This window comes from Vibrio sp. 1562 (assembly GCF_033340155.1).
In the GTDB taxonomy this organism is placed as follows: domain Bacteria; phylum Pseudomonadota; class Gammaproteobacteria; order Enterobacterales; family Vibrionaceae; genus Vibrio; species Vibrio alginolyticus.
On record NZ_JAWOVY010000006.1, the window covers coordinates 120,688 to 147,422 of the forward strand.

At 43.5% G+C, this 26,735-nt stretch carries 21 protein-coding genes; 4 read left to right on the forward strand and 17 right to left on the reverse strand.

What is annotated here, in order from left to right:
• Positions 1 to 2: 2 nt before the first annotated feature.
• The 11 genes from R7Z49_RS08640 to malK form a co-directional block, all read right to left on the reverse strand.
• Positions 3 to 1,310 carry an oligosaccharide flippase family protein gene (locus tag R7Z49_RS08640; RefSeq protein ID WP_021707644.1) on the reverse strand — a complete coding sequence of 436 codons (1,308 nt, stop codon included), beginning with the start codon at positions 1,308 to 1,310 and terminating at the stop codon, positions 3 to 5.
• 8 nt (positions 1,311 to 1,318) lie between these two features.
• A complete protein-coding gene (locus R7Z49_RS08645) occupies positions 1,319 to 2,350 on the reverse strand; it encodes a glycosyltransferase family 4 protein (protein WP_053303830.1) in 1,032 nt (343 codons plus the stop codon).
• Positions 2,347 to 3,180, reverse strand: a complete 834-nt coding sequence (locus R7Z49_RS08650; RefSeq protein ID WP_005375258.1) for a putative capsular polysaccharide synthesis family protein — start codon at positions 3,178 to 3,180, stop codon at positions 2,347 to 2,349. Before R7Z49_RS08650 ends, R7Z49_RS08645 begins: the two co-directional genes overlap by 4 nt.
• Before the next feature lie 15 nt (positions 3,181 to 3,195).
• On the reverse strand, positions 3,196 to 4,443 hold the full coding sequence (locus R7Z49_RS08655; RefSeq protein ID WP_031780999.1) for an O-antigen ligase family protein: 1,248 nt from the start codon (positions 4,441 to 4,443) through the stop codon (positions 3,196 to 3,198).
• A complete protein-coding gene (locus R7Z49_RS08660) occupies positions 4,409 to 5,461 on the reverse strand; it encodes a glycosyltransferase (RefSeq protein WP_065275441.1) in 1,053 nt (350 codons plus the stop codon). The genes R7Z49_RS08655 and R7Z49_RS08660 overlap by 35 nt, the downstream gene beginning before the upstream one ends.
• A 2-nt stretch (positions 5,462 to 5,463) precedes the next feature.
• Entirely contained in the window at positions 5,464 to 6,273 is an 810-nt protein-coding gene (locus tag R7Z49_RS08665) for a putative capsular polysaccharide synthesis family protein (RefSeq protein WP_065275440.1), read from the reverse strand.
• Positions 6,251 to 8,431, reverse strand: a complete 2,181-nt coding sequence (locus R7Z49_RS08670) for a GumC family protein (RefSeq protein WP_047102586.1) — start codon at positions 8,429 to 8,431, stop codon at positions 6,251 to 6,253. The genes R7Z49_RS08665 and R7Z49_RS08670 overlap by 23 nt, the downstream gene beginning before the upstream one ends.
• A gap of 15 nt (positions 8,432 to 8,446) precedes the next feature.
• Positions 8,447 to 8,980 (reverse strand): polysaccharide biosynthesis/export family protein, encoded by a 534-nt coding sequence (locus R7Z49_RS08675; RefSeq protein ID WP_005375265.1) that lies wholly within the window; start codon positions 8,978 to 8,980, stop codon positions 8,447 to 8,449.
• Between the two features lie 12 nt (positions 8,981 to 8,992).
• Positions 8,993 to 10,198 (reverse strand): outer membrane beta-barrel protein, encoded by a 1,206-nt coding sequence (locus R7Z49_RS08680; protein WP_186585141.1) that lies wholly within the window; start codon positions 10,196 to 10,198, stop codon positions 8,993 to 8,995.
• Positions 10,199 to 10,208: 10 nt separating this feature from the next.
• Positions 10,209 to 11,609 carry an undecaprenyl-phosphate glucose phosphotransferase gene (locus R7Z49_RS08685; protein ID WP_033906767.1) on the reverse strand — a complete coding sequence of 467 codons (1,401 nt, stop codon included), beginning with the start codon at positions 11,607 to 11,609 and terminating at the stop codon, positions 10,209 to 10,211.
• A gap of 421 nt (positions 11,610 to 12,030) precedes the next feature.
• On the reverse strand, positions 12,031 to 13,149 hold the full coding sequence (gene malK / locus R7Z49_RS08690; protein ID WP_005375271.1) for a maltose/maltodextrin ABC transporter ATP-binding protein MalK: 1,119 nt from the start codon (positions 13,147 to 13,149) through the stop codon (positions 12,031 to 12,033).
• Positions 13,150 to 13,821: 672 nt separating this feature from the next.
• Here malK and malE point away from each other — a divergent pair.
• The 3 genes from malE (at position 13,822) to malG (ending at position 17,557) form a co-directional block, all read left to right on the forward strand.
• Positions 13,822 to 15,000, forward strand: coding sequence for a maltose/maltodextrin ABC transporter substrate-binding protein MalE (malE, locus tag R7Z49_RS08695; RefSeq protein ID WP_005375272.1), 1,179 nt, complete (start codon positions 13,822 to 13,824; stop codon positions 14,998 to 15,000).
• Positions 15,001 to 15,079: 79 nt separating this feature from the next.
• The gene (gene malF / locus R7Z49_RS08700) at positions 15,080 to 16,654 is read left to right on the forward strand and encodes a maltose ABC transporter permease MalF (protein WP_005375273.1); all 1,575 of its coding nucleotides are present in this window, start codon (positions 15,080 to 15,082) and stop codon (positions 16,652 to 16,654) included.
• Between the two features lie 12 nt (positions 16,655 to 16,666).
• Positions 16,667 to 17,557, forward strand: a complete 891-nt coding sequence (gene malG, locus R7Z49_RS08705; RefSeq protein ID WP_005375275.1) for a maltose ABC transporter permease MalG — start codon at positions 16,667 to 16,669, stop codon at positions 17,555 to 17,557.
• A gap of 367 nt (positions 17,558 to 17,924) precedes the next feature.
• Here the strand turns inward: malG and R7Z49_RS08710 are convergent, their stop codons facing one another.
• From R7Z49_RS08710 to R7Z49_RS08720, 3 genes are all read right to left on the reverse strand, one after another.
• Complete coding sequence (locus tag R7Z49_RS08710) at positions 17,925 to 18,170, reverse strand: hypothetical protein (protein WP_005375277.1); 246 nt, start codon at positions 18,168 to 18,170, stop codon at positions 17,925 to 17,927.
• Positions 18,171 to 18,341: 171 nt separating this feature from the next.
• Positions 18,342 to 18,827, reverse strand: a complete 486-nt coding sequence (locus R7Z49_RS08715) for an acyl-CoA thioesterase (protein WP_005375279.1) — start codon at positions 18,825 to 18,827, stop codon at positions 18,342 to 18,344.
• Between the two features lie 145 nt (positions 18,828 to 18,972).
• A complete protein-coding gene (locus R7Z49_RS08720; protein ID WP_017821248.1) occupies positions 18,973 to 19,878 on the reverse strand; it encodes a DMT family transporter in 906 nt (301 codons plus the stop codon).
• 98 nt (positions 19,879 to 19,976) lie between these two features.
• Here R7Z49_RS08720 and R7Z49_RS08725 point away from each other — a divergent pair, with 98 nt between their 5' ends.
• A complete protein-coding gene (locus R7Z49_RS08725) occupies positions 19,977 to 20,765 on the forward strand; it encodes an AraC family transcriptional regulator (protein ID WP_005385013.1) in 789 nt (262 codons plus the stop codon).
• Between the two features lie 203 nt (positions 20,766 to 20,968).
• Here R7Z49_RS08725 and R7Z49_RS08730 read toward each other — a convergent pair whose 3' ends face one another.
• The 3 genes from R7Z49_RS08730 to R7Z49_RS08740 all read right to left on the reverse strand — a co-directional run bounded on the left by R7Z49_RS08730 (position 20,969) and on the right by R7Z49_RS08740 (position 26,712).
• Positions 20,969 to 22,660 carry an ABC transporter ATP-binding protein gene (locus R7Z49_RS08730; RefSeq protein ID WP_017821247.1) on the reverse strand — a complete coding sequence of 564 codons (1,692 nt, stop codon included), beginning with the start codon at positions 22,658 to 22,660 and terminating at the stop codon, positions 20,969 to 20,971.
• Complete coding sequence (locus tag R7Z49_RS08735; RefSeq protein WP_318111558.1) at positions 22,657 to 24,267, reverse strand: ABC transporter ATP-binding protein; 1,611 nt, start codon at positions 24,265 to 24,267, stop codon at positions 22,657 to 22,659. Before R7Z49_RS08735 ends, R7Z49_RS08730 begins: the two co-directional genes overlap by 4 nt.
• Positions 24,268 to 24,531: 264 nt before the next feature.
• Positions 24,532 to 26,712, reverse strand: coding sequence for a TonB-dependent receptor (locus R7Z49_RS08740; RefSeq protein ID WP_318111559.1), 2,181 nt, complete (start codon positions 26,710 to 26,712; stop codon positions 24,532 to 24,534).
• Between the last annotated feature and the right edge of the window lie 23 nt (positions 26,713 to 26,735).

A 26,735-nucleotide genomic window follows, 5' to 3' on the forward strand; every position in this document is an offset into this window, starting at 1 on the left:
AATTAACCTATTGGAAAGAAGCCTAAGTAACGTTTTACAAAGTACAGTGCAGCTAAATTCTGGATAGCCATGCCAATTGCCATTGCCCACGCTGCACCAATCACCCCAAACATTTGGCAAAGCGTAACAAGTAGGCAGATGGACACCGTACCGGAGGAAATTGTAATGTATTTCATGGTTCTCTCATGACCGCTCATTAATAATAAAAAACCTACTGAACCAGTCGCAACATTGACTAACTGCCCCAGAGAAAGGACGACTAATAGTGGCGCCGCGGCGAGAAACTCCTCACCAAAAAACTGCATTACAAACTCGGGGAAGAGGGTGCAAATAATTACGGGTACAATCGCTAAACCAACATTGGCTCGGCACGCCAAGCGGCTCAGGTTCTGCAGTTTACGCATTTGACGCTCTTTGTAGAGAGAGGCAAACATCGGGGCGACCACAAAGTTAATGGTAATCAGCACGAAGCCAATCAGTAGTGATGTACGTTGGGCTGCGGCTAACAAACCGAGTTCCGCTGTTGAGATAAAAAAGCCCGTAATAACAAGGCTTCCCCATTGAAGAACATTCGTGAAGATACTGCCAACCCAGACTTGCTTGGCAGAAGAGACCATTTTTTTGTTTGGTACGAAAGCCGATGTTTGATATTGATCTGAGCCAAGCCAATTGGCACTAGATATGACCGCGACACCTATGCTCGCTAAAAGCAGTGCGGTCATTAGATTGTTGATATTTTGCTGACCGATATAGTCTAGGGCAAAGACAAAAATGACCATCAACATGCTTACCCCAAGCTGCAACGCAAACAGAGATGATACTACTTTTCTACATGCTTGAAGCACCCGACTGTTGGTTTGCGCAAGCACCAAGAAAGGTATGCAAAGCAAGCATAAAGTAATCGCATACATTGGTGATTGAGTCTGGTTTAGCTGTTCTGGAAACAGATTAAACCCTGCTAACAAAACGCCTATGGCGAGCAAGCAAAATGCCATACTTCGATAAAGTGCGGTTTTATAGTTTTGGCTTTGTTCAAGCTTCTCTTTGTTATTAAAAGCGATCGCATTGTAACGAACTAACGAGACATCAAAACCTAGCTGAGAAACGATAGCGAGTAGCGAGACTAGGTTGAATAAAAAGAAAAATTGACCGGCCGTCGAAGCGTCACTGGTCTTCGATACAATCAGAGTCAGTAAAAAAGCAAATAGCGCACTCAACACACGCGTGATTGCGGTTTTTAATCCAGTAGATAACAAGCTTTTTTTACCGCTGGGCATCAACAGTAATTTTTGTTGAACAGTGTGAAACATAGGGGCATTTAACCGTAAAGTTTATTGAGTGCGAGGCGCTGTTTTTCTTCACTGAAGGCATCGTTTAATTCTGCTGTATATTGGCGAAAATCAATCTCTTCATAATGATTGACACAATGCGCGATCTGCTTGGCCATTTCTTCAGGTGTGAGCGCTAAAAACGGGTAGTTGAGATCTTTGGTTGCGCCGATGGTCCGAATAACCATAGGAAGATGTAACTTGGATGCTTCTAGAATGGTTAACGGCATCCCTTCCCATGCTGCAGTATGTAGATAAAGGTCTGAACCCTTGAGCTTTTCAACTACCTCATCGCGAGGCAGCATGCCCGTTACATCCACATTTTCAGTGCGTAATTTCTGTTCGAGTACGTGGTCACCGCCACCTATCCATGTGATTTCTATCGGGCGGTTAAGCGCATACCGATTAAGGAACTGCAATGTGCTGATAAGAAACTGAGGATCTTTTTGGGGCGCGACACGACCAAGTACAACGAGCTTCAGCGCTTCTTGCTTGTTTCGCTCTATACGATCTTCACTTTGATAAGACACGTAGTTGTTGAGCAGTTCGGCACGTTTCGCACCAATGCTAATGGCTAGGTCACACTCTCGTTGGCTACAGCCTGCAACCACATCAATTTTGCTCAGTTTTACTTTCTCTAGTGCTTTATAGATCTGGCGTGCAAGCTCTGAGATATCTTCACGTTCGAAGGCATAACAGTGCGGTGTGTAAACCAAGCGTGCCTTGCCAAGCTTTAGAAATCGGCCGAGAAATCCCGCTTTACTCGAGTGCAAATGCACGACGTCGGGAGCAAGTGATGCAATCATGTGGTTTGCATCGCGAATAAATTGAAGCAAGCCGCCTTCTACCCACTTTGTCTGTACGAAAATGTGGTGGTTGTTCTCATTGGTCAAGTCGTTTTCTCGGGCTCTGGCTAGCAAGAAATGTTGATAAGGCTCGTCTCTGGATGAGTGAACATAACTATAGAGGGCGGTTTGAACGCCACCTCCAAACGCTTCTGTAACATGGAGTACTTTCTTCATGATGATTTTGTCCCTGGTGTTTGCATCCATTTGTGTTTAAAAGCATCACGCTCTTGCTCTGAATAAACGTGGCGATACAAGGGAAGATCGTACATATAGAACAGTTTTGAGAAGTCGTAGTGATTCTTAAAGTGTTGGTGGATATTGGAGTACCACTTGTTTTTCGCTTCGTTGCTGTTTTTCAGTACGAAGTCTTGCAACTCAAGAAACTCACCGATTTCTTTATCAAGAGAACTGAGCTGTTCGCATTTGATTAGCATGACGTTGGCCTGATCGTTCTGGAATGTGAAGAAAGGTTGAGTGTTGTCCAGCTCTTGGCGCATCACATCGATATTGAAATTACGCTTTAACTCGTTGTCGAACCAGTCCGCAAAATAGTTGAGATTGATATAGTTATCAAAGCAATGCTCGAGGTGCTGATACGTGACTTCCATATCTCGGTGAATTGCATCGTTCTTTTTGCCTTCGATAAATTGCAAATGGAGATCTTGAAAGAAGCGAGAAAAGACAGTTGCGATTGGATCGCGGACCAGCGTAACGATTTTAATCTGCTCGCGTTTTTGTAAGATACGTTTTCGCTGCTTGAGCACTAAGCGATAGAGTGCGCGGTTTCGGAAGTCGAAGAATTTACTCACGTCTTTTTTATTGTGATACATGTGAAATTCTTCGTGATCATCAAAGGTGTGGATGTGATAGCTCGGGATATTTTTCTCCCCTAGCGTGTGCTCAATTGATGAGGAGCCAACTTTGCCCATTTGGTAAACTAAAACAAAATTATCAGCTTGGAGTTCTCGGTTCTTTTCAAATTGTCGAGAGATTGAATACTTCATCTATCCTATCCTTGATTATTCATATTCGTGGTGATGGTTTACCGGAAAAGTATGAGCAATGGCCCTTGAGTCGTTGCTCATGCTGATCATGACGGGTAATAAGAGTATTAAAATTATGGTGGTGTTTACCGCAACGAAAAACACCATGATGAGGGCGTATATCGCAAGTAATAGGCTTTTTCTGTTTTCATTAAGACTACGGAAGCAAAAGCGAATAAAAAGAAAATAACCACCAAACAGCAGACCGATACCAAGCAATCCGTATTCAATTGCGGTATCTAACACAAAGTTGTGGGTGTAGATCGCCAGCTCATCATAATTAAAGTAACTGATCATAAAGTTGGGTAACATTTTCGCGCCGACACCTAACACCGGGTGTTGAAATAAAATATCTAGCCCATTGGCAAGTAAAAGTTTTCTATGAAGATTCGATACCCATCGGGCTTCACTTTGGTTGGCAAATAAGACGTCTTCTTGGGTTATTTCCAATGTGTCTGCTAGCGTTTCAAACCCAACGTAGAGTGTGGTTGTGACGGCAGTAAACACAATGAAGCTTAAGGCTAATAAAATCGTCCACGTGTACGTTTCGCTGAGCGATTTTCTCATTAAGTTTTTTACGAGCAGTTGGTCAAAGAAGAAAAGCAGACAAAAACCAAGTAGCGCTTTTCTTTCTTGTGATAACACCAGTAATACTAAAGCTACGAGCATCAAAAGGTGGAAAGCGCGAATTTTATCTCGATAAAGGTACAGTAGTGAGCACAGTACACCGAACCCGTATTTACTTACCCCGAGTAACTTAAACCCGCTTTGATAGCCCTGAGCAAAGTGCCATAAGGCAACGAGCGTACAGATGAAAAACAACAAATACGTGAAATAAACCATTACCCGTTCGTCATCAAACACGCCATAGGCGTACATTAGGCTCAGTAGGCACAAAATCGCTAACCATTGCACAGTTTCTATAACTAGCGGCATTAAAGGGACGCGATTTAGCAGACCATTTATGAACACATACCCAGTGAACAATACGAGGAACCCCATACAGGGATGCATGAGTTTTTCAGCTTTTCCTTCCAATACCACTAATGCAGTAAAACCAATGGACAAAAGGCTTGCGATGTCAGATGGGGCTAGCGCTATTCCTCCAGCACGAAACTTCATAGGAATAAAGAACAATGCTAATAGGCATGCTGCAAGCAATGAGGCGCGATGGCTCGATGGCGCGGAACTATTTGTTGGCGCAAAGCTGCTGGTAGATTCCATAGTAACCTTCACGAAATTTATCGATGGTGTAGAGAGAGGCCCTATTGACTGAGTATTGACTTGCAGCGTCATACCGCTCAACACTTTCACACAGCTGGAGAACTTTTTGGCTCAGTTCAGTGGCGTTACCAACTTGAAATAAATATTCGGCACGTCCGGTGACGTCATCCAAACCAGGTACGTCCGACGATAGTACGGGTAAGCCTGCTGCCATCGCCTCAACCGCCGCCAAACCAAAGCCTTCGACGTGCGACGATTGCACGTAAATATCCATGTCGTTCAAAAAGGCTGGAACGTCAGAAACTACGCCATGAAAGTGAACACGTTGCGCGACGTTGATTTTTGTTGCTAATGCTTGCAGTGACGATTTTTTTTCTCCATCTCCCGCAAGGTGGAGTTCGTATCGTCTTGGTAAATGGATAAGTGCTTGGATAAGCGTTTCATGGTCTTTATGTTGGTGAAGTCGGCCCACCATTCCAATCTTGATAACTGGTTTGTCGATTAGGTGGCTGGCGAATCTTGGCGTCATAGAAAACCTTTTTAAATCAACGCCATTGTGCACCACGTGATATTTATGTTGATAGCGAGGCATGAACTTCACGAGTTCATCTTGTACTTTTTCACTAATACTGACTGTCAAGTCGTGGCCCCAATATAAGATGTATTCCATGAACTTAAACAGCGGATAGTCACGTCGACGGTTATAAGAACAGTGCTCAGTCTGGATTCGTTTTTTACCTACCGCCAATAGCGCTAGGTAAATGGAAGGGTAGAGGTGCCCGTGAACGACATCCGGCCAACGCAGCAAAGAGAATTTCTCACTCAATGGCAATGTGCGCCAGTTAAAACACTCTATGCCTTGGGCGGATAGCATTGGTAAGTAATCATTTTCATCACACAAGACCAAAATTTTGATTTCGTATTCAGGCTTATGTTCTAAAACAAGGTCGACTAAGAACTTCTGAGCACCGCCGTTCAGAGAAAGATCATTGATAATATGTAGAATCTTGGTTTTCATGATTAATTGGTCAGATATTGCTGTTTAAGGTCGGTGATTTCTGCATTTGAGAAAAAGTGCTTCGTCAATTTAGAATTCAGCATTTCTTCAACGTACTCGGGTGTAGGTTGAAATTGCGTTTTGAATTCTTTCATTAGTGGCGAGTACCATTTGTTGTCTGATTGATTTTCATAAACAACATCCACGGGGTAACCTAAAAAGTCTTCAACTGCGGAGTTAGCCTGCGTTAGCTTGTCACTTCGAATGACCAACAGTGAGAAGTTATTGTTATGGTATGTTTGATAGCCTACTTCGTGATTAAAAGACTCGTTAAACACATCAATCCCTGTTAGTTGTTTGATCTCGTTGTCAAACCACTGCAGCGCATATTGATGATTCATGTGCTTATCAAATGCTTCTTGGAGTAATTGCGGTCGTTCGGTACGTATTGCGCTGTCATCCTTTAGATATTTGTCCGCCATCCAAAAAGGAAGTGCTTGAAAGAACATTGAGACATTTCGTCCGATCGGTTCTCGCACCAGCGAGATAATTCGAACTTTTTTCTTGCGCTTTAACATATGGCTCATCGTTATACGCTTTAGTCGTCGCTTTAACGCATTGATCTGAGGCTTATGCAATTGTGCTCTAACGGGGGATATTTGTTTTTGCGCATCGACGGTCATAAGGTCGTGCAAGTGAATCGAGTTAGGAATGGAATGCTCTAATGCACTCGAACCTACTTTGCCCATTTGATAGATCAATACTGGCTGTTCTTGGCTTTTCAACGTTTGGTACCAAGATAGGTTTACGTTAGTAGGCGTATTTCTGGACATAAAGCGTCTCTCCTTCCTTGGCCTTGGCTTGTGTGATTAAGACGCCAAGAGATGGAACTGAGTGTTGTATTTGTTTAGATAACGCAAGGTTAACCAGTGATGATTTTGTCGATTCTGAGCGAATGACGGTAATCAGACCATTGGCATACTGACCAAGAATAAGTGCGTCACTCACTGACAGTAGTGGAGGTGTATCGATAATGATCCGGTCATACTTATTTTGAAAATGTTCGAGCAACTTTTTAAAGCGATCAGAAGCCAGTAATTCCTGTGGGTTTGGCGGAATTAGGCCCGCCGGTAATACATCTAAGTTGGCTTCTTTTATATGTGTAACACAATCTTTGATTGGCGTATCCATCGTCAGGATATGCGTTAAGCCAGGGCTTGATTCAGCAATACCGAATCGCTTTGCGATGGAAGGTCGACGTAAATCGCAGTCGATGATCAACACCTTTTCCATTTTTGAAAACGACACCGCCATATTGATACTGGTCGATGTTTTTCCTTCTTCTGGAATAGCAGAGGTAAAGGGCAATATCTTTTGCTTCGTGTTGGTTAATCTGAGCAGAAGCGAGGTTCTGACCGAGCGGCAAGCTTCACTAAATAGTTTTTCTTCATCATCTAAATACGCGGTATAACTGACGCCGTTTTTACGCAAATTGCGTTTTTTGACCATAGGAATCACACCTAAACACGTAACACCAAGTTTTTCCTGCACATCGGCTGTGCTTCGGATAACTTCTCGCATCGTTTCTAAGATGATGACCAGAGCGCAAGCAATGGCAAAGCCAAAAAAGGTGGCAATTAGTACCAGTTTGATTCGTTGTGGTGCCACCGGGAATAGAGGGATGATGGCTTTATCAGTAAAGCGAGCAGTGACATTCTTGTAGTCGCTGGTGGCGTTGGTCTCTTTCTCACGATTTAAGAACGCTTCATAGAGTGCCTTATTGGATTCAACCTCGCGTTTTAACTGTTCGTAACGCGCTTTTTGTGACCCTAACGATTGGAAGTCTGACTTTTTGTTATCGAGTTCTGCTCGAAGCATGTCCTCTTGCGCTTTTGCAGCAAGAAGGTCTTGTTGCTTACTGAAGGAAATGTCCCGGATGAGTTGCTGGGTTCTTGATTGAATTTCAGCAAGCTGTGCTTTCGCCTGAATCATTCGATCATGCTTAGGTCCGTAGCGCTGTGCCAGTTCAGAGAGATTTTTGGCTGCCTGTGCTTCCGACAATTTTAGATCGCGGATTTGCGCTTGATTAGCGAATTCATCAATTGACAACAAGCTGTCTAAACTTTGCGAAGATTTACGTCGTAACAGTTGGATTAACGTCTGCGCTTCAATACGCTTATTAACAGCGATATTCAGCTTGCGAGTGAGTTCTTCTAGCTCATTTGCGTAAATTTCATCAATACCGTTTATATCGATCAACCCTTCTTTTAACAAGAATTCTTGCAGCGCTTGCTCCGAGTTACGTAATCGCTCCTCCAATTTTTGAGAGTTATTTGTCAACCAAGTAGCCGCATTTTGTGTAACGACCAATTTGGCTTCAAAATTTGCGTCAATATAGGCTTGGCCGACCGCGTTGGCGATTGTCGTAGCAAGCTTAGGATCGGTAGAACGAAAGCGAATTCTGACTAATTGGGTGTTACGTACTGGCTCAATATCGAGTTTACTTCTGAAAGCTTGAAGTGCCTGATAATAGGACTCTGAAAACTGCGCGGTTTCTTTTGGGCTTGGTGCCACATTCAGTAGGTCTTGAACAAAAGGAATCGACTTTATTTGGTCGATTTTTTTATTTAACCCCCCTGAGCTTGTGAATTCAGGTAATGGGGTGAGGTTCAGCTCTCTAATGACCTTATCTGCAATATGATTCGATTTTAAAATGGCGATTTGCGTTTGAAAGTACTCTTTTTTTGTCGTGTCGACGCCATATACTTCCTCGATTGAAAGGGCGCTTTTTTGCTCCTCTTGGATGAGTAGCGTAGCTGTAGCTTGGTATATCGATGCTTTGGAGTAGATATACCAAGTACAAGTTAATGAGAACAGAAGCGTGAATGCTGCGATGCTTAGCCAATTCTTTTTAATCGCTTTGAAGTGATGGCCAAAACGAATCAGTTCTACTTTGTTCATCTGGAGATTATTTGGATGAGTCCCGTTCATTTGATTCCCTGTCACTTAAAAGAAGCTCTGGTCAATAAATACAATGTCACCAGGTTCAACGTTGCGGTGCATACTGACTCCTTCCATCGTTTGACCCGTTTTATGCTTGGTGAGGTTAATGCCTTTGCGTGAGGCTCTGTCGGTCAAGCCACCTGCTAGAGCGATGGCCTTCTCTATGGTTAACCCTGGACGGTACTCAAATCCACCAGGTTTCCTGACTTCGCCATTAACGTAAAACAGACGAAAGTTATTGATGGTGACCATCACTTTTGGATTGATGAGATAATCGCCTTTTAAGCCCGTTTCTATTTCGTACTTGAGTTGTTTTGGTGTTTTTTTGATTGCTTTGATTCGGCCAAGGTAGGGGTAATCAAAATAGCCATCTGACGTTATTAGAATATTTTTAATCGTAAGATCTTCTTCACCATAGACCTGCACGGAAATGGTATCGCCAGTATCGAGTAAGTAATCTTCCTCGTTTGAGTCAGCGTTGACCAAAGTGCTAAATAGCAACAACGCTACACTCATGAATTTGATGAATGCCTTCATTAATAATCCTTTTTACAGAGAAAACTGTGCGCTTAAAGTCCAAATGTTTTGTTCGAAGCTATAACCCGATCGGCTAGAGTTTTTATCTTGGTATTGCCAATCGGCTTGCAGCTGTATCCAACGTTTGATCTGATAATCGATACCAAAAGATAGAGTGTACCGATCGTCGTTTCTGGAGATTCCCGTGTAATCATCTTGTTGATAAACAGCACCTAAGCGAGTTGCAAGGTAACTATTCCAATCGTGCTTCAGGTTCAGTCGGTAACGAGTTTGTAGGTTGTAATCGCCATCTTGATCGGGGTTAACCGCCGCTTGAGTGGTTTTCACGCTGACTAGAGTTTGTTCTTGAGGCAACCATTCAAAGCCGATATCCCAACTAAAGCCTTTAAATGTCTCTCGTTGAGCGCTGTCAAAATCTTTGATTTGATAACCGATTCGAGCGATGCCTTTGGTTTTTCCTGTGACTTCCCATTCGGCACCGGTGTAATAGAAACTGGTGTTGTTATCTTTCGATGGCTGCGCAGAATTTCGGTGCTGATACTCGGTTACGATTTGGTTTGTTCCGACTAACCAATAGGTTCTTGGCGTCGCTCTTAAATAGAACTCCAAATGTGCATTGGGAGCTCGAAAATCGTTGTATTTAGTTTTAGCGTTTGTGCGACCAGGCAAGCCGTCACGATAGTTTTGATAGGTTTTATCACTATAGCCTAAACCGAATTCGAGTCTGCCTTTGGCACCGTTAGATCCAAAGACATAATTGGTTTTTACATCGTTACGGTTGAACTCTATTGGTGAGTCGATTGCGCTACCATTACCTTCGGTAATATCTTCTCCTCGAACTTCATGCTGGACGCGAAAACGGTAATCAACCACTAAACGATGACGATGATTAAATTCGAAAAAGTTGGAAAACTGAAAAGTGTGGTCGTCGAAGTCGTTGCGATCGTCAGATGAAAAGCCCGCTTTTAACTTATATAAAATATCTGCGCGATAGCGATTCCGTTCTATACGTGCTAGTAAGCTTGGTTCTATACCCCAAATATTGACCGATTCTACATTGCCGGATTTTTCCGCTTTATTGATGTTGTCATCTCCCTCGTAGAAAGTTTTTACGAGGGGAATCAACTCTATACCAGACTCGGTTTGGTAAGCCATCGGTTCTGCGAGCAAGTCAGTAGAAAACAGACTCAATGCTATTGCCATTGTCAGTTTCTTCATAATCTTAACCTTAGTAAGCGTTAGCACCAGTGAAGCCTTTGAAAACGGTCATAAAGATGATTTTGATGTCCATCCAAACCGACCAGTGGTGGATGTAATCCAAATCAAATTCGACTCTCTTTTCCATTTTTTCTAAGGTGTCGGTTTCGCCGCGATAACCATTAATCTGCGCCCAGCCAGTAATGCCTGGTTTTACTTTGTGACGTAGCATGTAGCGATCCACGATCTGACGGTATTCTTCATTGTGTGCCACGGCATGAGGGCGTGGGCCGACAATAGACATGGTCCCTTGCAGTACATTGATAAATTGAGGTAGTTCGTCCAAAGAGGTGCGACGTAGAAATCCGCCAAAAGGCGTAATACGAGGATCGTTCTTTGTCGCCTGTTTCACGTTGGAACCTTGATCCATGGTTGTCATTGAACGGAACTTCCAGACTTCAATCTTGCGTCCATCAAGACCGTAACGATGTTGTTTAAAGATGACAGGGCCTTTAGAAGTTGCCTTAATGCCAATCGCAATGACGAATAGAATAGGGGCGATTAAGACCAAAATAATGCTCGAAAACAAGATGTCTTCAAACCGTTTTACCCAAGAAGAAATTCCAGCAAAAGGTGTATCAAAGACACTTAGTGTTTGAACTTGGCCGATCTGCGCCCAACGAGAATGTAAAAGGTTATAAGTGAAGAAGTCGGGAATCAGATACGTATTTGCGGTGGTATCTGAGAATTGGTTAAGAAGTGACGCAATGCGCTCTTTTGCGTGCATTGGCATCGCGATATAGACGTAATCTACTTCCCCTTTTTTAGCTCGCTCAAGGGCGTGGTCAACAGCTCCTTTAATAGGATAATCAGAATTTGGCAATCTGTCGGAAGATCGTTCGTCGTAAAAGCCATCAAAAAGCACGCCGTGTTCTGTGTGGTTTTGAATTTCGTTAGCTAGGGTAATGCCGTGAGGAGTTTGGCCGATGATGATCGCAGTGCGAGTGTTGAATCCTTTTTTTCTCAAATAGGCTAATCCGGTACGGAATGTTACTCGCCATGCTAAGAGCAGAGCGGGCGTAATCGCAAACCACAGCGCTAAAATTGTGTTATCAAATAAGGTATGGACTTCAGAAAAATACAGCACAATAAAGATAAGTGCAGAAGTCACCGCCCAAGCAACACAGACAATAAACATCTGCTCTTTAAACGAACTGGTTCGCCAAGAGCGATACAGATTGCCGCTTTCTGCCATAAATAGAAAGGAGATGCCTCCAACGAAAGCCAATATGACGTAATCTTTCCCCATCGCAGTATTCATGTCTTTGAACACTAAAAGCAGCATAAAAGAGACGATGACAGCAAGATCTGAGATGCGATATAAAAAAGCGAACTCCATCTCATGAGAGCGGATAAGTCCTTTTTGTTTCATGACTCAGTTTCCCTTCTGACACGCTACCGCCCTTGGGTGTCTTCCCCAATTGCCGTGTCGTGAACGTTATTAGTAGTTGGTGCACAGAGCATTCTGTTGAATGCTGCTGAGTTTTTTGTCACGTGTAATTTCGTTGATAAGTGTAAAAATTTGCGTTGTAGAGGTAAGTGGAAATAAGAATGATATTTGGCCCTTTGGCTAAGTTTGGCGGGTTAGGAAAAAGCTGGTACTTACTTATGAGGAATGAGGAAAAGTATTAAAAATGAAGTATCAGTACAAAGACAATGGTTTATGTGAGGGTAGAAGAAACGGGTGATTTGATTCGTTAACGATTAATGATTTAGTATCGAATTGCTGATATTTATTAAGATAAAAAATCCCTCTCAAGTGAGAGGGATTTTTTTGAGTAAGGACGAATGAACTATTCGACTTCTACGCCGTTTTCTTTGTATAGGCGGCGGCATGCGCGACCATCACTGTGGAACAGGTGACAACGATGAGCTGGAATACCGATCTCGATTTTATCGCCAGTGTCGACTGCAAGCGTGTCAGGCTGACGGAAAATAACGTCGGCGTCCGCACCTTCTAGGTTTAGGTATACTTGAGTTTCGTTACCTAGCTTCTCAACAATCATCACTTCACCGTGAATACTTGCATCAGCTTCAGAAGCGGATAATAGGTGCTCAGGGCGAATGCCTAAAGACATTCGGTCGCCGCGGTTAACTGTTGTACCATCCACCGGAATCCAGAAAGATACGCCGTTAGATAGTTGAACTTTGACGCGCTCTGCTTCTACTTCATCAATGAATACGCTCATGAAGTTCATTTTCGGAGAACCGATAAAGCCAGCTACAAAGCGGTTTTGTGGGTAATGGTAAAGCTCAAGCGGCTTACCAACTTGCGATACATAACCGCCGTCTAGTACAACGATTTTATCTGCCATTGTCATCGCTTCTACCTGATCGTGCGTTACGTAGATCATGGTACAACCAAGTTGGCGTTGTAGCTTAGTAATTTGTGCACGCATGTTTACACGCAGTGCCGCATCCAAGTTTGATAGTGGCTCGTCTAGAAGGAATACATTTGGCTGCGATACTAATGTTCGGCCAATCGCCACACGTTGACGCTGTCCACCAGAAAGTGCTTTTGGTTGGCGCTCAAGCAAGTGGCCTAGTTGTAGGATTTCTGCTGCTTGTTCAACACGCTTGTCGATTTCTGCTTTGTCTGCTTTTGCTAGTTTCAAGCCAAATGACATGTTGTCATATAAGTTAAGGTGCGGGTAAAGAGCGTAAGACTGGAATACCATACCAACACCACGTTTGGATGGTTCGACGTCATTCATGCGCTGGTCACCAATATACAAATCACCTGAAGTAATGTCTTCAAGACCGGCAATACAACGTAAAAGGGTAGATTTACCACAACCTGATGGACCTACGAAAACAACAAATTCACCTTCGTTGATTGTTAGGTCTACGTTCTTAGAAATCAGTACGTCGCCATACGCTTTACAAACATTTTTTAACGTGACACTCGCCATGTAGCTCGTCCTCGATCAATTTTTTATTATTCACCGCTCATCATTATATGAATTATCTAGCGAGCAGTAACAGTAGGAATCGGTAAGTTCTTGCGGTTGGTAAGAAAAGTAGGGTAGCACTTCAATAAAATGTCCTGAATAGAAGTGCTACCCATCATAGCCAAGTACGAGTTTCTCTCCCCCACATTATTCGTATTGTCTCCCCCGTGAAATAATTACCACAAACAACACTAATAATGACATTCCACTCGTCTGGCAATGCAAAACCAGCAAATCTTTTTCCTAATACGTAGGCACTGCTGGGAAAGGGTTCTTACCATCCACTCTTGGATGACTGCAGTTTCTAAGATTGTTCGTAGTGCGACATCCTCCTAATAGAAATAATTGTAGGGGGAGTAGAAAGGGAGGAGTAAAAAAGGAGGAGGAAGAAAGCAGTTGGTCGGAAATCACATTATTGCACCACCTAAAGTTGAAACCGATCACAGGAACTATCCATTTTGTGATTTGAGTCTCTTACCCTTGGCGATTTAGATCACGAAAATACGTCATAATTGTAAGGGCGTAGGGATTAGGAGGATGAGACATATTGGATTATTTCAGATGATATATGTCGAAATACGGCTGAACCTCAATGGACTAGCCCTACATCAAAAATATAAAAAGGATACGAACATGAAAAAGTTAAGCGCTGTAGCACTAGGTACTCTTGTTGCTTTGGGTTCTTTTGGTGCTAATGCTGCCATCGAAGAAGGACAACTTACTATCTGGATCAACGGTGATAAAGGCTACAACGGCCTTGCTGAAGTTGGTAAGAAATTTGAAGAAGACACAGGCATTAAAGTGACTGTGGCTCACCCAGATGGCCTTCAAGACAAATTCCCTCAAACTGCAGCGACTGGCGACGGTCCTGATATCGTATTCTGGGCTCACGACCGTTTCGGTGGTTACGCAGAAGCTGGCCTGCTAGCAGAAATTAAACCTTCTAAGAATATTCAAGAAGGTATCGTTGATTTCGCTTGGGATGCAGTACGTTACGACGGTAAATTGATCGGCTATCCAGTTGCGGTTGAGTCTCTATCTCTAATCTACAACAAAGACCTAGTTCCAAACCCACCAAAGTCTTGGGAAGAGGTTGCAGCATTAGATGCAAAACTTAAAAAAGACGGCAAGTCTGCAATCATGTGGAACCTAAAAGAACCGTACTTCACTTGGCCACTAATGGCTGCTGATGGCGGCTACGCGTTTAAATACACTTCTGAAGGTTACGATGTTAAAGACGCAGGTATCGCGAAAGAAGGCGTTAAAGACGCAATGAGCTTCGTAAAAGGCTTAGTTGACAAAGGCGTAATCTCTGCGGATATGGATTACTCAGTGTCTGAGTCTGCGTTCAACCAAGGCAAAACAGCGATGACGATCAACGGTCCATGGTCTTGGGGCAACATTGAGAAGTCTGGCGTTAACTACGGCGTGACTACGCTACCTAAGTTCCAAGGTCAATCTTCTAAGCCATTCGTTGGTGTTCTAACGGCTGGTATCAGCACTGCGTCTCCAAACAAAGATCTAGCAGTTGAGTTCATTGAGAACTACCTACTAACAAACGATGGCCTACGTATGGTTAACAACGATAAGCCTCTAGGTGCGGTAGCACTTAACTCGTTCCAACGTGAGCTAGATTCAGATACTCGTATCGCAGCAACAATGGACAATGCGATGAACGGCGAAATCATGCCAAATATCCCTCAAATGAACGCATTCTGGGGTGCGGCTAAGAACGCAATCATCAACGTAGTTGACGGTCGTCAAACTGTCGATGCAGCTCTTGCAGATGCAGAAAAACAAATGACTAAATAATTAAGTAAGACCTTTTTAAGGAGGAGGCAACTCCTCCTTACTTTTCTATATTTATTCTATATTCGCTAGCAGGTTCCCTATGCAGTCAGTTCAAGGTACAAATGCTATGACAGCACCAGAAGCCAGCCTTCCGAGCAGCAAAAAAGTGTTCATGAAATGGTCACTTTTAGGCACAGTCGGCATCATCAATGGCTACGCAACAATCCTTATGTATTCTCGCGGTGAGATTGCGTTTGCACTACTTACGCTCATTCTTACCGCTTTAGCGTTGTTCATCTTTGGTAGCAAAAAGACGTACGCACACCGTTACATCTACCCTGGTATAGCAGGGATGATCCTTTTCATTCTTTTTCCTTTGGCGTACACCATAGGTTTGGCGTTTACCAACTATAGCGCGAAAAACCAACTCTCTTTTGATCGCGCTCAGAACGTACTTTTGGACCGAACTTACCAAAGTGGTGATAGCTACCCGTTCACTTTGTATAAAACGGAGCAAGGCCATCAACTTGTGGTTGAAAAAGATGGTGAGCTACTTGCAAGCCCGACTTTTCAGCTTGATAACCTTTCAGCATCGGAGTTTGATCTTTCACCAATTGAAGAAGTAACGGGTGAAAAAGAATCAATCAAGGCGATTGTTAAGAACCGCAGTGCGTTGAGCAGTGTCGATTTACATTTGCCAAGTGGTGATGATATCCGCATGAGTGGGCTGCGCAAATTTGCTGCAGTTGTGCCTTTGTACACATTACAAGAAGATGGTGAAACGCTTTACAACAACCGGACTGAAGAAACGCTACGTCCAAATATGGAAGTAGGTTACTACCAGCCTGTCGATGAAAACGGTCAATTTGTTGGCAGCACAGTGTCACCAGGTTTCGTGGTGAACATTGGTACCCACAACTTTGAGCGTGTTTGGAAAGATGATGGTATCAAAGAGCCGTTTATCAGTATCTTTATCTGGACCATTGTTTTCTCTGCGCTAACCGTATTATTTACGCTTGTTATTGGTCTTGTCCTTGCCAGTGTGGTTCAGTGGGAAGCACTTAAAGGTCGCTCAGTTTACCGTTTGTTGCTAATCCTGCCTTATGCAGTTCCGGCGTTTATTTCTATCTTGATCTTTAAAGGTTTGTTTAACCAAAGCTTTGGTGAGATCAACATGTTGTTGGAAGGCTTATTCGGCATTAGCCCGGCTTGGTTCTCTGATCCGTTCATGGCGAAAACCATGATCTTAATTGTTAACACTTGGCTTGGTTTCCCTTACATGATGATTTTGTGTATGGGCTTACTAAAAGCGATTCCAGACGATTTATATGAAGCATCAGCCATTGATGGTGCGAACTTTGTCACGAACTTCACACGTATCACACTACCAATGATGTTGAAGCCGTTAACACCATTGTTGATCGCGAGTTTTGCATTTAACTTCAACAACTTCGTACTTATCCAGTTGTTGACTGGCGGTGGTCCAAACATGATTGGTACATCAGAGCCTGCGGGTTACACCGACCTGCTAGTAAGTTACACCTACCGAATCGCATTCGAAGGTGCTGGTGGTCAAGACTTCGGTCTAGCAAGTGCAGTAGCAACGCTTATCTTCCTATTGGTTGGCGCATTGGCACTTATCAACCTACGCGTAACTAAAGTAGCTCAGGACTAAGGAGAAATTACAATGGCAATGGTACAAGGTAAGTCATTAAAGTATCGTGTTTGGGCTACTCATATTGCAATGTGGGCATTCTTGGCACTGATTATTTTCCCTTTACTGATGATCATCGCGATTTCATTCCGTGAAGGTAACTTTGCAACGGGTAGCCTGATCCCAGACAACCCAACACTTGATCACTGGAAATTGGCATTAGGTTTCTCGGTGACTAATCCAGACGGTACAGTTACACCGCCACCATTCCCAGTAATGACATGGTTGTGGAACTCGGTAAAAGTGGGTGGTATTTCTGCAATCCTAATCGTGGCGCTATCAACCACATCGGCTTACGCGTTTGCTCGTATGAAGTTCAAAGGTAAGAACACCATTCTTAAAGCGATGATGATCTTCCAGATGTTCCCTGCGGTGTTGGCACTGGTTGCTCTGTACGCGTTGTTCGACAAACTGGGTCAGTACATTCCTTTCCTTGGTCTGAACACGCATGGCGGTCTGATCTTCGCTTACTTAGGCGGTATCGCACTGCACGTTTGGACCATTAAAGGCTACTTCGAAAGTATTGACTCGTCTCTAGAAGAAGCAGCGGCTCTTGATGGTGCTACACCATGGCAAGCATTCCGTTTGGTATTGCTGCCACTGTCTGTGCCAATCCTAGCGGTAGTCTTCATCTTGTCGTTCATCATGGTAATTGGTGAAGTTCCTGTAGCGTCACTACTGCTTTCTGATGTAGACTCGTACACACTTGCAGTGGGTATGCAGCAATACCTATATCCACAAAACTACTTGTGGGGTGACTTTGCCGCAGCTGCTGTACTTTCAGCAGTGCCAATCACTGCCGTATTCTTACTTGCGCAGCGCTGGTTGGTTGGTGGTCTAACCGCTGGTGGTGTGAAAGGATAATCTCTTGTGGTCTGAGATTGATAAGAATAACTAGAAAAGGGCGACCACATGGTCGCCCTTATACTTAGCACGGATATTACAATTTTGGTTTGGCCGCCGATCAGTAATATCTTGGCTTTTATTGGCGTTACGCATAGCTGGCTGTTAGCTTAGTTCCTTACGATTCAATCACTAACAGTTTTTGTAACCATAACCTGAGTTTAGACTCAGGTTTTTTTATGCCTGTTAAAGGCAATTGTGCAATAAGTAGATAGAGATTAGCGGCTTTGCAATGGATTACACAGGGCTTGAATAATGCCCTGCGTAGCACTTCACATAAATAACTAGAGCTTAGTAAAAAGCTAAATTGAGGTAGGGAAGGAAGAGATTAAAACTCTCGGCTGGAAGGTGCGCATCCAACGTATTGAAGCAGCGTGTACAAACTTTCTTGCTGCAGTGCGACGCGACGAAATAGATTAGCAAAGGTAACGTCACCGCCAAAGCAAGTTTGAATGTAATGATTAATTTCTGTTTCGTTATACCCCTCGACGTACATGGTTCTCACCCACTGGTACTCGACCGCTTTTAAATTGGTCAACGTCTCTTCACTTAAGGTCGTTTCTTTTAGTCTCAAGATCCAAACTCTATCCAACTCTAAAATAATGGATGGATTTAAGCAAAGCTAGGTGAAGGATTTATGACAGAGAAGGGCGAGCGTGAAACAAATGGCAAAACCATGATGTTGCTCCACACTCTGGGTCTAGGTAACGTTGAGGTACTTAATAGCGTTCTTAACGGATGCCAGTTACTTGAGATATTTAACGTGTGCTTCCATTTCTTCCCCAATCTCTTTACGCATGTTCATAAGACGGATAGCGGATTGCTCTAAGGCTTTGTCTTCATCTGACTCTGGAATCCATTTCGGTACATCGGTTGGTTTTCCGTTTTCATCTACAGCAACCATGATAACGATACAGTGAGTGGTGAGTCTGTTTTTCATTTGCTTTGGATCACTAGCTTGCACGTCAATCGCAATGTGCATTGAGCTTCGTCCGGTATAAATGACTTTCGCGCTAACTTCGACTAAGTTGCCGACATGAATCGGCGCAACAAACCGAATGCCGCCAGCATATGCGGTAATGCAATATTTACCACTCCACGCTGCAGAACAGGCGTACGCTGCCAAGTCGATCCATTTCATTACGGCGCCGCCGTGCACTTTTCCGCCAAAATTTACGTCGCTGGGTTCTGCTAAAAAGCGAAGGGTAATGTCTCTTTGACCACTGCTCATCTGTCTTTCCTTGATGGGTTATTGTTTTCCCAATTTAGCAGCAAGATGAATTTTCGGGAATAGCGAATGAAACAAAACATTAACTTTTATTCGAACGCTGGAAGTGACAAGCCACAGCGTAGTTCTATGGCTTGAGGTGTAGATGTTAATTGGCGGTAGAGGCAATCTCAGAATTGGACAATGGTTTTCTCTGTCTTACTTTTATTTGCGACAGGATAACGCCAGAGATGACTAACAACCCACCAATAATGTGGTAAGCGTAAATTTTCTCACCAATTAGTGTTGAAGCAAGTATGACGGAAACCACAGGCATTAGGTTCATGAACATAGCACTTGAATCAGCACCAATTGAATCAATCGCTTTGACCCACATCAGCGGCGCGAAAATGGAAGCAGCAATACCAGCATAAGCGATTAATGGTAGCGCGTCTTGGCTTGGTAACAGTTGCTCACTAGAGAGCCAAAGTGGTGTGAGCATCAAAACAGAAAAGAAGCCCTGCATGTAAACCAGAGTCAAACTACTGAATGGCATTTTCCAGCGTTTTAGCAGAACACAATAAGCCGCGTATACCATGGCAGCAACGAGCATTAAGCTGTCACCTTGCGTTAAGTCTTGATGTAAAAAGTAAGTGATATCACCGTGACCAAGCATAAATGCCAAGCCGCCGAGCGAAATGACACCACCGACGATACTTAACATTGATATAGATTTACCGAGCAATGGGACACTTAAAAACACACTGATCAAAGGAACTAAAGAGGTGATCAGGGCCATATTAGAGGCCGTTGTTGTTAAACCGGCATAGTATCCAAGTGACTGGTTGAGAACCATACCAAGTAACGCAAGAAACGCCAACTTAGCTAAGTAAGGTCGAATAATGTGTCGTTGTTTGATGATTGCAGGCAGGCAAAATGGCGTTAGGAGTACCATTGCGACAAACCAACGGTAGAAACTCATCGCACTTGGTTCAATGGCGCTCGCAGCCATCTTGTTCACAATTGAGTTACCACCCCAAATCATAACGGTGAAAAACGGAAGTAAATAAATCATGAGAACCCTATAGCACAATTATTGATGGCGCTAGTCTGGCAGGTCTTTATAATAAAAAGTATCTCTTAAAAGACATCGTAAGCGATAGGAAGACAATTTTGAAAAAGAGCGCCAGAAATCTTCACCCCTCCTTATCAATCGATCGTGCGCCATCAGATGTATTTATGAATTTCGAAGCGTTTCTCTCTAATACAGAAACACGAATTCATAGCCACCCTTGGGGGCAAGTGCAACTGATCAGCGGTGGGATTCTGGAGATGGATGCAGAAGACACAAGATTTCTAGCACCTCCACATCTTGCTATTTGGGTTCCCGCCGGAATTCGTCACACTAGCTACAACCGTAAGCCAATCGAATATTGTTCTTTGAATATTGCCCCTGAATTGACAGCGCATTTTCCTACCAAAACGAGCTTGATCAAAGTGACTCCAATCGTGTCATCTATTATTGAGGACTTTCGTCAGCGAGACATTAACGTGGCGCAAACTGATGAAGACAAGCGCTTGGTACAAGTGTTATTGGACCAGCTTGCAAAGCAAGAAGTCGAACATCACTTTTTACCGACTACCGACAATAAGTATCTTGAACCGATTTTAAAAGCAGTAGAAGAATCGCCGACGGATGAGATCAGTTTGGCGGAGTGGGCGGCAAAAGTGCATACCACAGAACGCACGTTAGCGAGACATTGCCAGAGTGAGTTGGGCATGAGCTTTACTGAGTGGCGCTTACGTGTGCGATATTTACATTCTATGGAGTTGCTGCGTAAAGGGCAGACCGTAAAAGAAGTCGCTCTGACGTTAGGTTATAACCAAGCCAGCCCTTTTATCGCGATGTTCAAGAAATACTCCGGCATGACACCGGAGCAATACAAGAATCGATTGTTGTAAAAGTGTAGAGTCTATTTTAAAAAAATTGACAATGCGCTGTATGATGACCGACTCGAAAAGCTGATGGTATTGGAAAGACCTACGTCTATCTTGTGTCAGATTGAGTCAGAATTATAACCTTGAGAATTCGCTTTATTATCATTGCTTTACAACATGCCTGTAAGATTCTTTAGATGATACAATGTGCTAAAGTGACAAAAAACTCAATTGACACCGCTTAGATTTAAGTATTGATTGTTATTAGTTTCTTCAGCCGCCAATTTGTCCCTACTTTTCAAGGAAGTAGAGTTGTACTGTGCAACTATAACTCTTCTACCCTCAATCGTGAGTTCCAATGTGGGTGACCATATATTCTGATCGCGATGCGTCACAATAATCACGGTCGAGTTCAATGTTTGAATATGTTGAGCAATACTTTTTTCGGTTGCTTCGTCTAATGCTGCCGTCGCTTCGTCGAAAATGAGGATTGGCGCCTTTTTAATGAGAGCTCGCGCAATTGCAACTCTCTGTCTTTCACCTCCTGACAACCCTGAGCCTCTTTGTCCTACTGTTTGATGTATTCCTTTAGGAGATGAGTCAATAAGTTTGTCCAATTGTGCGTGTCTTGCAAAGCTCTCAACTTCATAATCACTTGCATTGGGATTACCTAACCGAATGTTATCCGCCAATGTGCCAGTAAAAATGACCGGTTCCTGAGCAACATAGGCTATATGCTGGGTGAGCACGTCATAAGGGATATTCTTTAGATCTATCCCTCCGAGCGAAATAAGACCTTGGTCAGGATCATCAAACCTTAGAAACAGGCCCAGTAAAGTGCTTTTCCCACTGCCACTGACTCCATTGATGACGACGGTATCACCTTGTTTGATCTCCGTGCTAGCATCTTCAAAGAGATCTAAATGGCCCACAAGGTTCAGTTCGAACTTATGGTTTTTGGGGGAGGTTGCAAATTGAGGATTAGGCTCAGGCAGAACAGGGACATTCGTTAACTGAGCGTAATTTTTAATTGAGGATTTTACGTCGTTAATCGCAAAGCCTGCCAACGCGAGTTCACCCAAAGGTGCAGCTGCACGGGTAATCAATATCAATAAAGCCAAGGCTAATAAGGGTTGAGTAATCGGCTCTAAGACGAGATAGATGGCGATACCTGCAAGGGGTAAAATCGTTGCCAATCCTGATACTAAGGTTGCGATAGAAGCGTTACGATTAATAGTTGAATGAGCTTCTTCTTGTGCGTGCCAACTCTGTTCAATACGCTCGATTGAGCGCTCAGGCCCCGCTGTTGAGCGAAGTAACTCAAGGTGATCTATGAGCTCAAGTGTTGATTTAGTCGCTTGAAGCTCTGCGTCATGTCGGTCGCTATCTGAGCGACTTAGGTATCTTTGCGCCTTGTACTGAACGAGCAGTGCAACTAGTAACAATACGGCACTGAGTAGTGCAATTTCACCTCCTCCAACGACCCCAATACCGATAATTAAAAATATGGGTAACATTGGAGCGTGCAAAAATGTTTGTAGCTGATGAGCAGGAATGGCCATAAAGCCAGGTATTCCTCGTTCTGCTAGTTGAGTGAGCTGAGTTCTATGCTGATCATTAAACCAAGCTAACTTTGCTTTACTGAGCGAATGACCTACTGATGAATAAAGATCCCCAGCCAGTTTCGCACCAGAGAGAAATCCAGAACGAGTTACAATAACGGTAACTATCACAGTTAGAACAGCAGCTATTATGACGTTCAATGGTGAAGCTTGTTCGACAATAGATATTGCAAGAAATGTGTAAGCCGTTGCCTCAAATAATGCAACTAGTCCCCAACCTATAGCGACTCGATATAGACGGTGCTTTGCACTTTGTGGAATTGTCGAATTGGAATAGAGGGTATTGTGAGCCGTCATACTTCTTCATCCTGTCGTTGAGCCTTTCTGTTGAGCATCAATGTAGTGTCTGCAAGTTTCGCGAGTTCTGAGTCGTGAGTAATTATGATCAATATCTTGTCTTGTGTTTTCGCAAACTTCGCGAGATTTCTGATCACAGTGAAGGCCGTATTTTTATCGAGAGCACTGGTTGGTTCATCCAGTAATAGAACGTTGGCTTGAGTTAGAAATGTGTTAGCTATTGCGACACGTTGTTGCTCGCCTCCTGAAAGCACGCTTGCATCAGAATTGAGGTCAATCTTTAATTGAGCTTGTTGCAAAGCTTGGTTCAGCTCGTCGTCACTTGAACTTGGCGTTGATAGTTTCAAATTCTGCCTAATGGTAGTTTTGAGTACACCGATATCTTGGGGTACATAGCGTATGGCGGAGTATCGGGATATCTCAGAGAGTTTAGACAGTTGATTGCCTCCTAAGGTAACGAAGCCTGAAAGAGGTGTTTCTTGACCTGCTAATAGACGTAGTAACGTACTTTTGCCTGCTCCGCTAGGCCCCATGATGGCTGTAAATGAACCCCGTGGGAAGTAGTGGGAGAAGTTATCAATAATATTAACAGTTCCATTAGCCACTACGATATTTGATGCTTGTAGTGATAGCGGTTTTTCTCCCGCGCTCAAACTGCCACTTTCTATTTGTGGTTGCTGTAAAAAGTCGCTGATGTTCTTTGCAGCATTCTTTCCTGCGTTAACGTAGTCCAATCCATGGCCAAGCTTCAGTGCGGGTGATACGACGGCCAAACCAAAAAAGAATAGCGACGCCATTGCCACGGGACTTAATTCATAGCCAATGGTATAGGCCATTGCGAAAGTCGAAACCGCTTGAAGTAATGCGGTAGCAATTGCTGCTGGAAGGGCAACGCTACCAACCCATTTCACTATGCCGTGAGTAAAGCGTCTTGTGGCATCATTATAGCTGTCGAGTGCTCCTGCTTGCGTGCCGTAAATTCGATTTACTCGGATACCTCTTGTGTAGTCGTTTACTGCGGTAACGATATCACCCATTATTGTCATGCGCTCTTTGCCATGTTTAGCGGCGAACCTAGGTAAAAAGAGTAGGTAGTACAATGATGCAATTAGACCAGGGAGCAGAGTAAGCATCGCTACCGGACCTGTGAGATTCAACATGATAAAAATAGAAGTTGCGGGTACGACAATGAATGTCACGAGTTCTGAAGGCAAATGCGCAACCATGTGGTGAAGCGTGCTGATGTCTTCGGAAACTATGCGACGCAGTTGATTATCACCATATTGAGAGATGGTCTTGCTTGGCAAGCGCGTCAAGTGCTGAGCAACTTGGCGACGTAATCGAGTGGAAAACTGCGACTCGGCATCATGAACTAACCACGAGCCCACTGATGAGGCAAGTGCGCTAGCCGCCCAAAGTCCTATGGCACCGTAAATCCATTGGTTTGCAAATTTATCGATAAAGTTTATCAAGCATAGCAGTGCACCAACTTTTGCCACAGCGGCAAGTGCTTCACAAAACGTTCCCAAAGCAAGCTTCTTAATCGATGGCTTTAAGGCTGGCATTAAGCTAGGCGTAACGTAATGTTGGCTGATTTTACTTATCATATTGTCACCTTATCTAGCCTATCAAGCGAAAATAAGGAGAACGTGGTAGAGCATATTGAGCTCTTATCGTTTTTCATATAAAGCCTATGGAAGTGGACGTTGATGGATTATGTTTTGAATTAACTTTGGCCGTAGGTGTTGCGAGCTCTTTGTCTGCTTGAATGTTGAAGATGAGTACTTCCTTTGATTTGTTGTGAATTTTCATGAACAGCCAAATGGGAGTAAGTCCCCCTTAGAAGGCAGGCTAAAGGGGAGGTGGAGGGATTAGAAATCCGCAGTAGCTGACAGCATCACTGTACGTGGTGCGCCAAGAGCTAGGTCCGCATAGTGGGTGGTTGTCCAGTAATCTTCATCCAGTACATTGTTTACGCTAAGGCGCCAAACCACGCTTGTTTCAGCAATATTTGAGTTGTAGCGTGCGCCAAGATCAAGAATAGTCTGTGCAGGTAATACCTGAGTGTTTTGTGCATCAATGTATTGTTCAGACATATAGTTCGCTTGGCCGATAAGCGTGAGATCACGCATCGCAGGGAGGTTCCATTCTAATGCGAGTTTAGCTTGTAAATCGGGTAGCTTAGTTGCTTGTTTCCCCTCCTCTGTCACATCTGTTGCTTTTGTAATCTCTGCATCTGTATAGGCGATACCACCGATGAGCGTATAGTCCTTTGATAGTGTGCCGTAGAACCCCCATTCAATACCGCGATTGCGCTGTTCACCACCGAAAGAAAAAATGTTGGTATCCGGATCTTGGTACCCATTTGGCTTTTTAATCTCAAATAAACTGAACGTATGAGCAAAGCCGTCCAGGTCAAGCTTCACGCCTGCTTCAGTCTGTTTGGTTTTTTGGGGTTCAAAAGCCTCTCCTGCGTTTGCAGCGCTAGAGCCTGCTGTTTTCCCATTCGTTAAGCCTTCGGTGTAGTTACCATAAAGCGAAACTGAGCTCGAAACTTTGTATAATGCTGCAAGTGCGGGAGTGTAAGTACTTTCCTTAAACTTGGTGGTAGGAAGCGACATTCCGTTCATTATTATTCCAGATTCATAATCAATGCTCTGGTAACGCAAGCCGAGCGTGATTTGGTATTTCCCATCAACAAAAGATAACGTATCGGCAATGCCATAGCTGACCTGAGTTGAATCGATAGGTAAACCATAGTAGTTGTCGTAAACTGAATTTTCTGGTCCCCAAACAGGATCATAAATATTCGAGTTCCAAGGGGCTGGATTATTATTACCTGTTGGAGAATCATTTTTATCTTCTCTAAAGTAAGTACTATTCAGTACAAGGTGGTGTTCTACTGGGCCAGTGTCAAAGTTGCTACGAACACCTATCTCACCTGAAGTCCGTTTGTTCTCAAGCTTAACTGATCCGAGAGATACCTCTAGGTTACCCTCGTTATCGATGATTTTGATTCGTTGCGGTACATTTGAATGAAAATCTGTACGGCTACCACCCAATGCGCTGTATACAGTTACAGAGTCACTAACGTTTAGCTCCCCGCGAATCATCATCCCTTTATCTTCGCTATCATTGTAGGCCCAACTTGGCGTCAATAATGTGTCAGATGGAGGAGGTGATGGGATTTTGAGACCAGAAGCGATGCTTAACCCACGGTTTGCACCTTCAACTCGCTCTGTACTGTAGTAAAAATCTGCTTCAAGGAAAGCAATGTCATTACGCCAATCAAGGCTTAATGATGCAAGTTGAGTTTTTTTGCTTTGGTTGTTTATCGCGGTGTCTCCATCTTTAAATGCACCGTTGAAACGAATACCAAATTCTTCATTTGTACCAAAGCGACGTCCAATATCGATATGTCCTCCGAATTGAGTGTCCGATAAGTAGCTGCCGGTGAAAGATGTGATTGGTGTTTCTTGTGCTCTTTTTGTCACTAAGTTGATGGTGCCACCAACAGATCCATTCGGTGGCATACCGTTGAGCAAAGAAGCAGGACCTTTAAGTACATCAATACGTTGATACATTTCAGGAGAGGTTCGGTAATAAGGAGCGATACCATACAATCCATTAAACATAACGTCGCTAATGTCTGAGTTGAAACCTCTTACTTTGAAACTTTCTTTGTTTAAGCCGGTTTCACCGCTGGTGAAAACAGAGGGATCAGAAGCTGAGATTACATCTGAGATATCGCGTGCTTGTTGGTCTTGAATGTGTTTTTCTGTGTATCCAATCGTATTGAAAGGCGTTTCCATGAAGTTTTTGTCGCCAAGCATTCCCATATTACTCGCGTGAGAAACTTTGCCAGCGGCATAAACTCTGTTTGCTTCACCATAAACTGTCATTGATTCATCTACGACTTCTTCAGCTTGAGCGATACTAATTGGTACGACAAAAGTACTAAATTGAAGTGAAATAAAGAGGGCGATATGACACGGGCTTGGTTTGTTTTTCTGTGAAGAGTCCATCGCTATCTGATGATAGTCATGAGTCATTATAGATTCCTTTTCTTTGTTTG

What these genes read in the sequence shown, in the direction of transcription:
- R7Z49_RS08645 (WP_053303830.1), bottom strand. Translation starts at nt 2,350, where the DNA reads ATGAAGAAAGTACTCCATGTTACAGAAGCGTTTGGAGGTGGCGTTCAA.
- R7Z49_RS08650 (WP_005375258.1), bottom strand. Translation starts at nt 3,180, where the DNA reads ATGAAGTATTCAATCTCTCGACAATTTGAAAAGAACCGAGAACTCCAA.
- malE (WP_005375272.1), top strand. Translation starts at nt 13,822, where the DNA reads ATGAAAAAGTTAAGCGCTGTAGCACTAGGTACTCTTGTTGCTTTGGGT.
- R7Z49_RS08720 (WP_017821248.1), bottom strand. Translation starts at nt 19,878, where the DNA reads ATGATTTATTTACTTCCGTTTTTCACCGTTATGATTTGGGGTGGTAAC.
- R7Z49_RS08685 (WP_033906767.1), bottom strand. Translation starts at nt 11,609, where the DNA reads ATGAAACAAAAAGGACTTATCCGCTCTCATGAGATGGAGTTCGCTTTT.
- R7Z49_RS08675 (WP_005375265.1), bottom strand. Translation starts at nt 8,980, where the DNA reads ATGAAGGCATTCATCAAATTCATGAGTGTAGCGTTGTTGCTATTTAGC.
- R7Z49_RS08660 (WP_065275441.1), bottom strand. Translation starts at nt 5,461, where the DNA reads ATGAAAACCAAGATTCTACATATTATCAATGATCTTTCTCTGAACGGC.
- R7Z49_RS08680 (WP_186585141.1), bottom strand. Translation starts at nt 10,198, where the DNA reads ATGAAGAAACTGACAATGGCAATAGCATTGAGTCTGTTTTCTACTGAC.
- malF (WP_005375273.1), top strand. Translation starts at nt 15,080, where the DNA reads ATGCAGTCAGTTCAAGGTACAAATGCTATGACAGCACCAGAAGCCAGC.
- R7Z49_RS08740 (WP_318111559.1), bottom strand. Translation starts at nt 26,712, where the DNA reads ATGACTCATGACTATCATCAGATAGCGATGGACTCTTCACAGAAAAAC.
- R7Z49_RS08730 (WP_017821247.1), bottom strand. Translation starts at nt 22,660, where the DNA reads ATGACGGCTCACAATACCCTCTATTCCAATTCGACAATTCCACAAAGT.
- malK (WP_005375271.1), bottom strand. Translation starts at nt 13,149, where the DNA reads ATGGCGAGTGTCACGTTAAAAAATGTTTGTAAAGCGTATGGCGACGTA.
- R7Z49_RS08670 (WP_047102586.1), bottom strand. Translation starts at nt 8,431, where the DNA reads ATGAACGGGACTCATCCAAATAATCTCCAGATGAACAAAGTAGAACTG.
- R7Z49_RS08665 (WP_065275440.1), bottom strand. Translation starts at nt 6,273, where the DNA reads ATGTCCAGAAATACGCCTACTAACGTAAACCTATCTTGGTACCAAACG.
- malG (WP_005375275.1), top strand. Translation starts at nt 16,667, where the DNA reads ATGGCAATGGTACAAGGTAAGTCATTAAAGTATCGTGTTTGGGCTACT.
- R7Z49_RS08735 (WP_318111558.1), bottom strand. Translation starts at nt 24,267, where the DNA reads ATGATAAGTAAAATCAGCCAACATTACGTTACGCCTAGCTTAATGCCA.
- R7Z49_RS08640 (WP_021707644.1), bottom strand. Translation starts at nt 1,310, where the DNA reads ATGTTTCACACTGTTCAACAAAAATTACTGTTGATGCCCAGCGGTAAA.
- R7Z49_RS08715 (WP_005375279.1), bottom strand. Translation starts at nt 18,827, where the DNA reads ATGAGCAGTGGTCAAAGAGACATTACCCTTCGCTTTTTAGCAGAACCC.
- R7Z49_RS08655 (WP_031780999.1), bottom strand. Translation starts at nt 4,443, where the DNA reads ATGGAATCTACCAGCAGCTTTGCGCCAACAAATAGTTCCGCGCCATCG.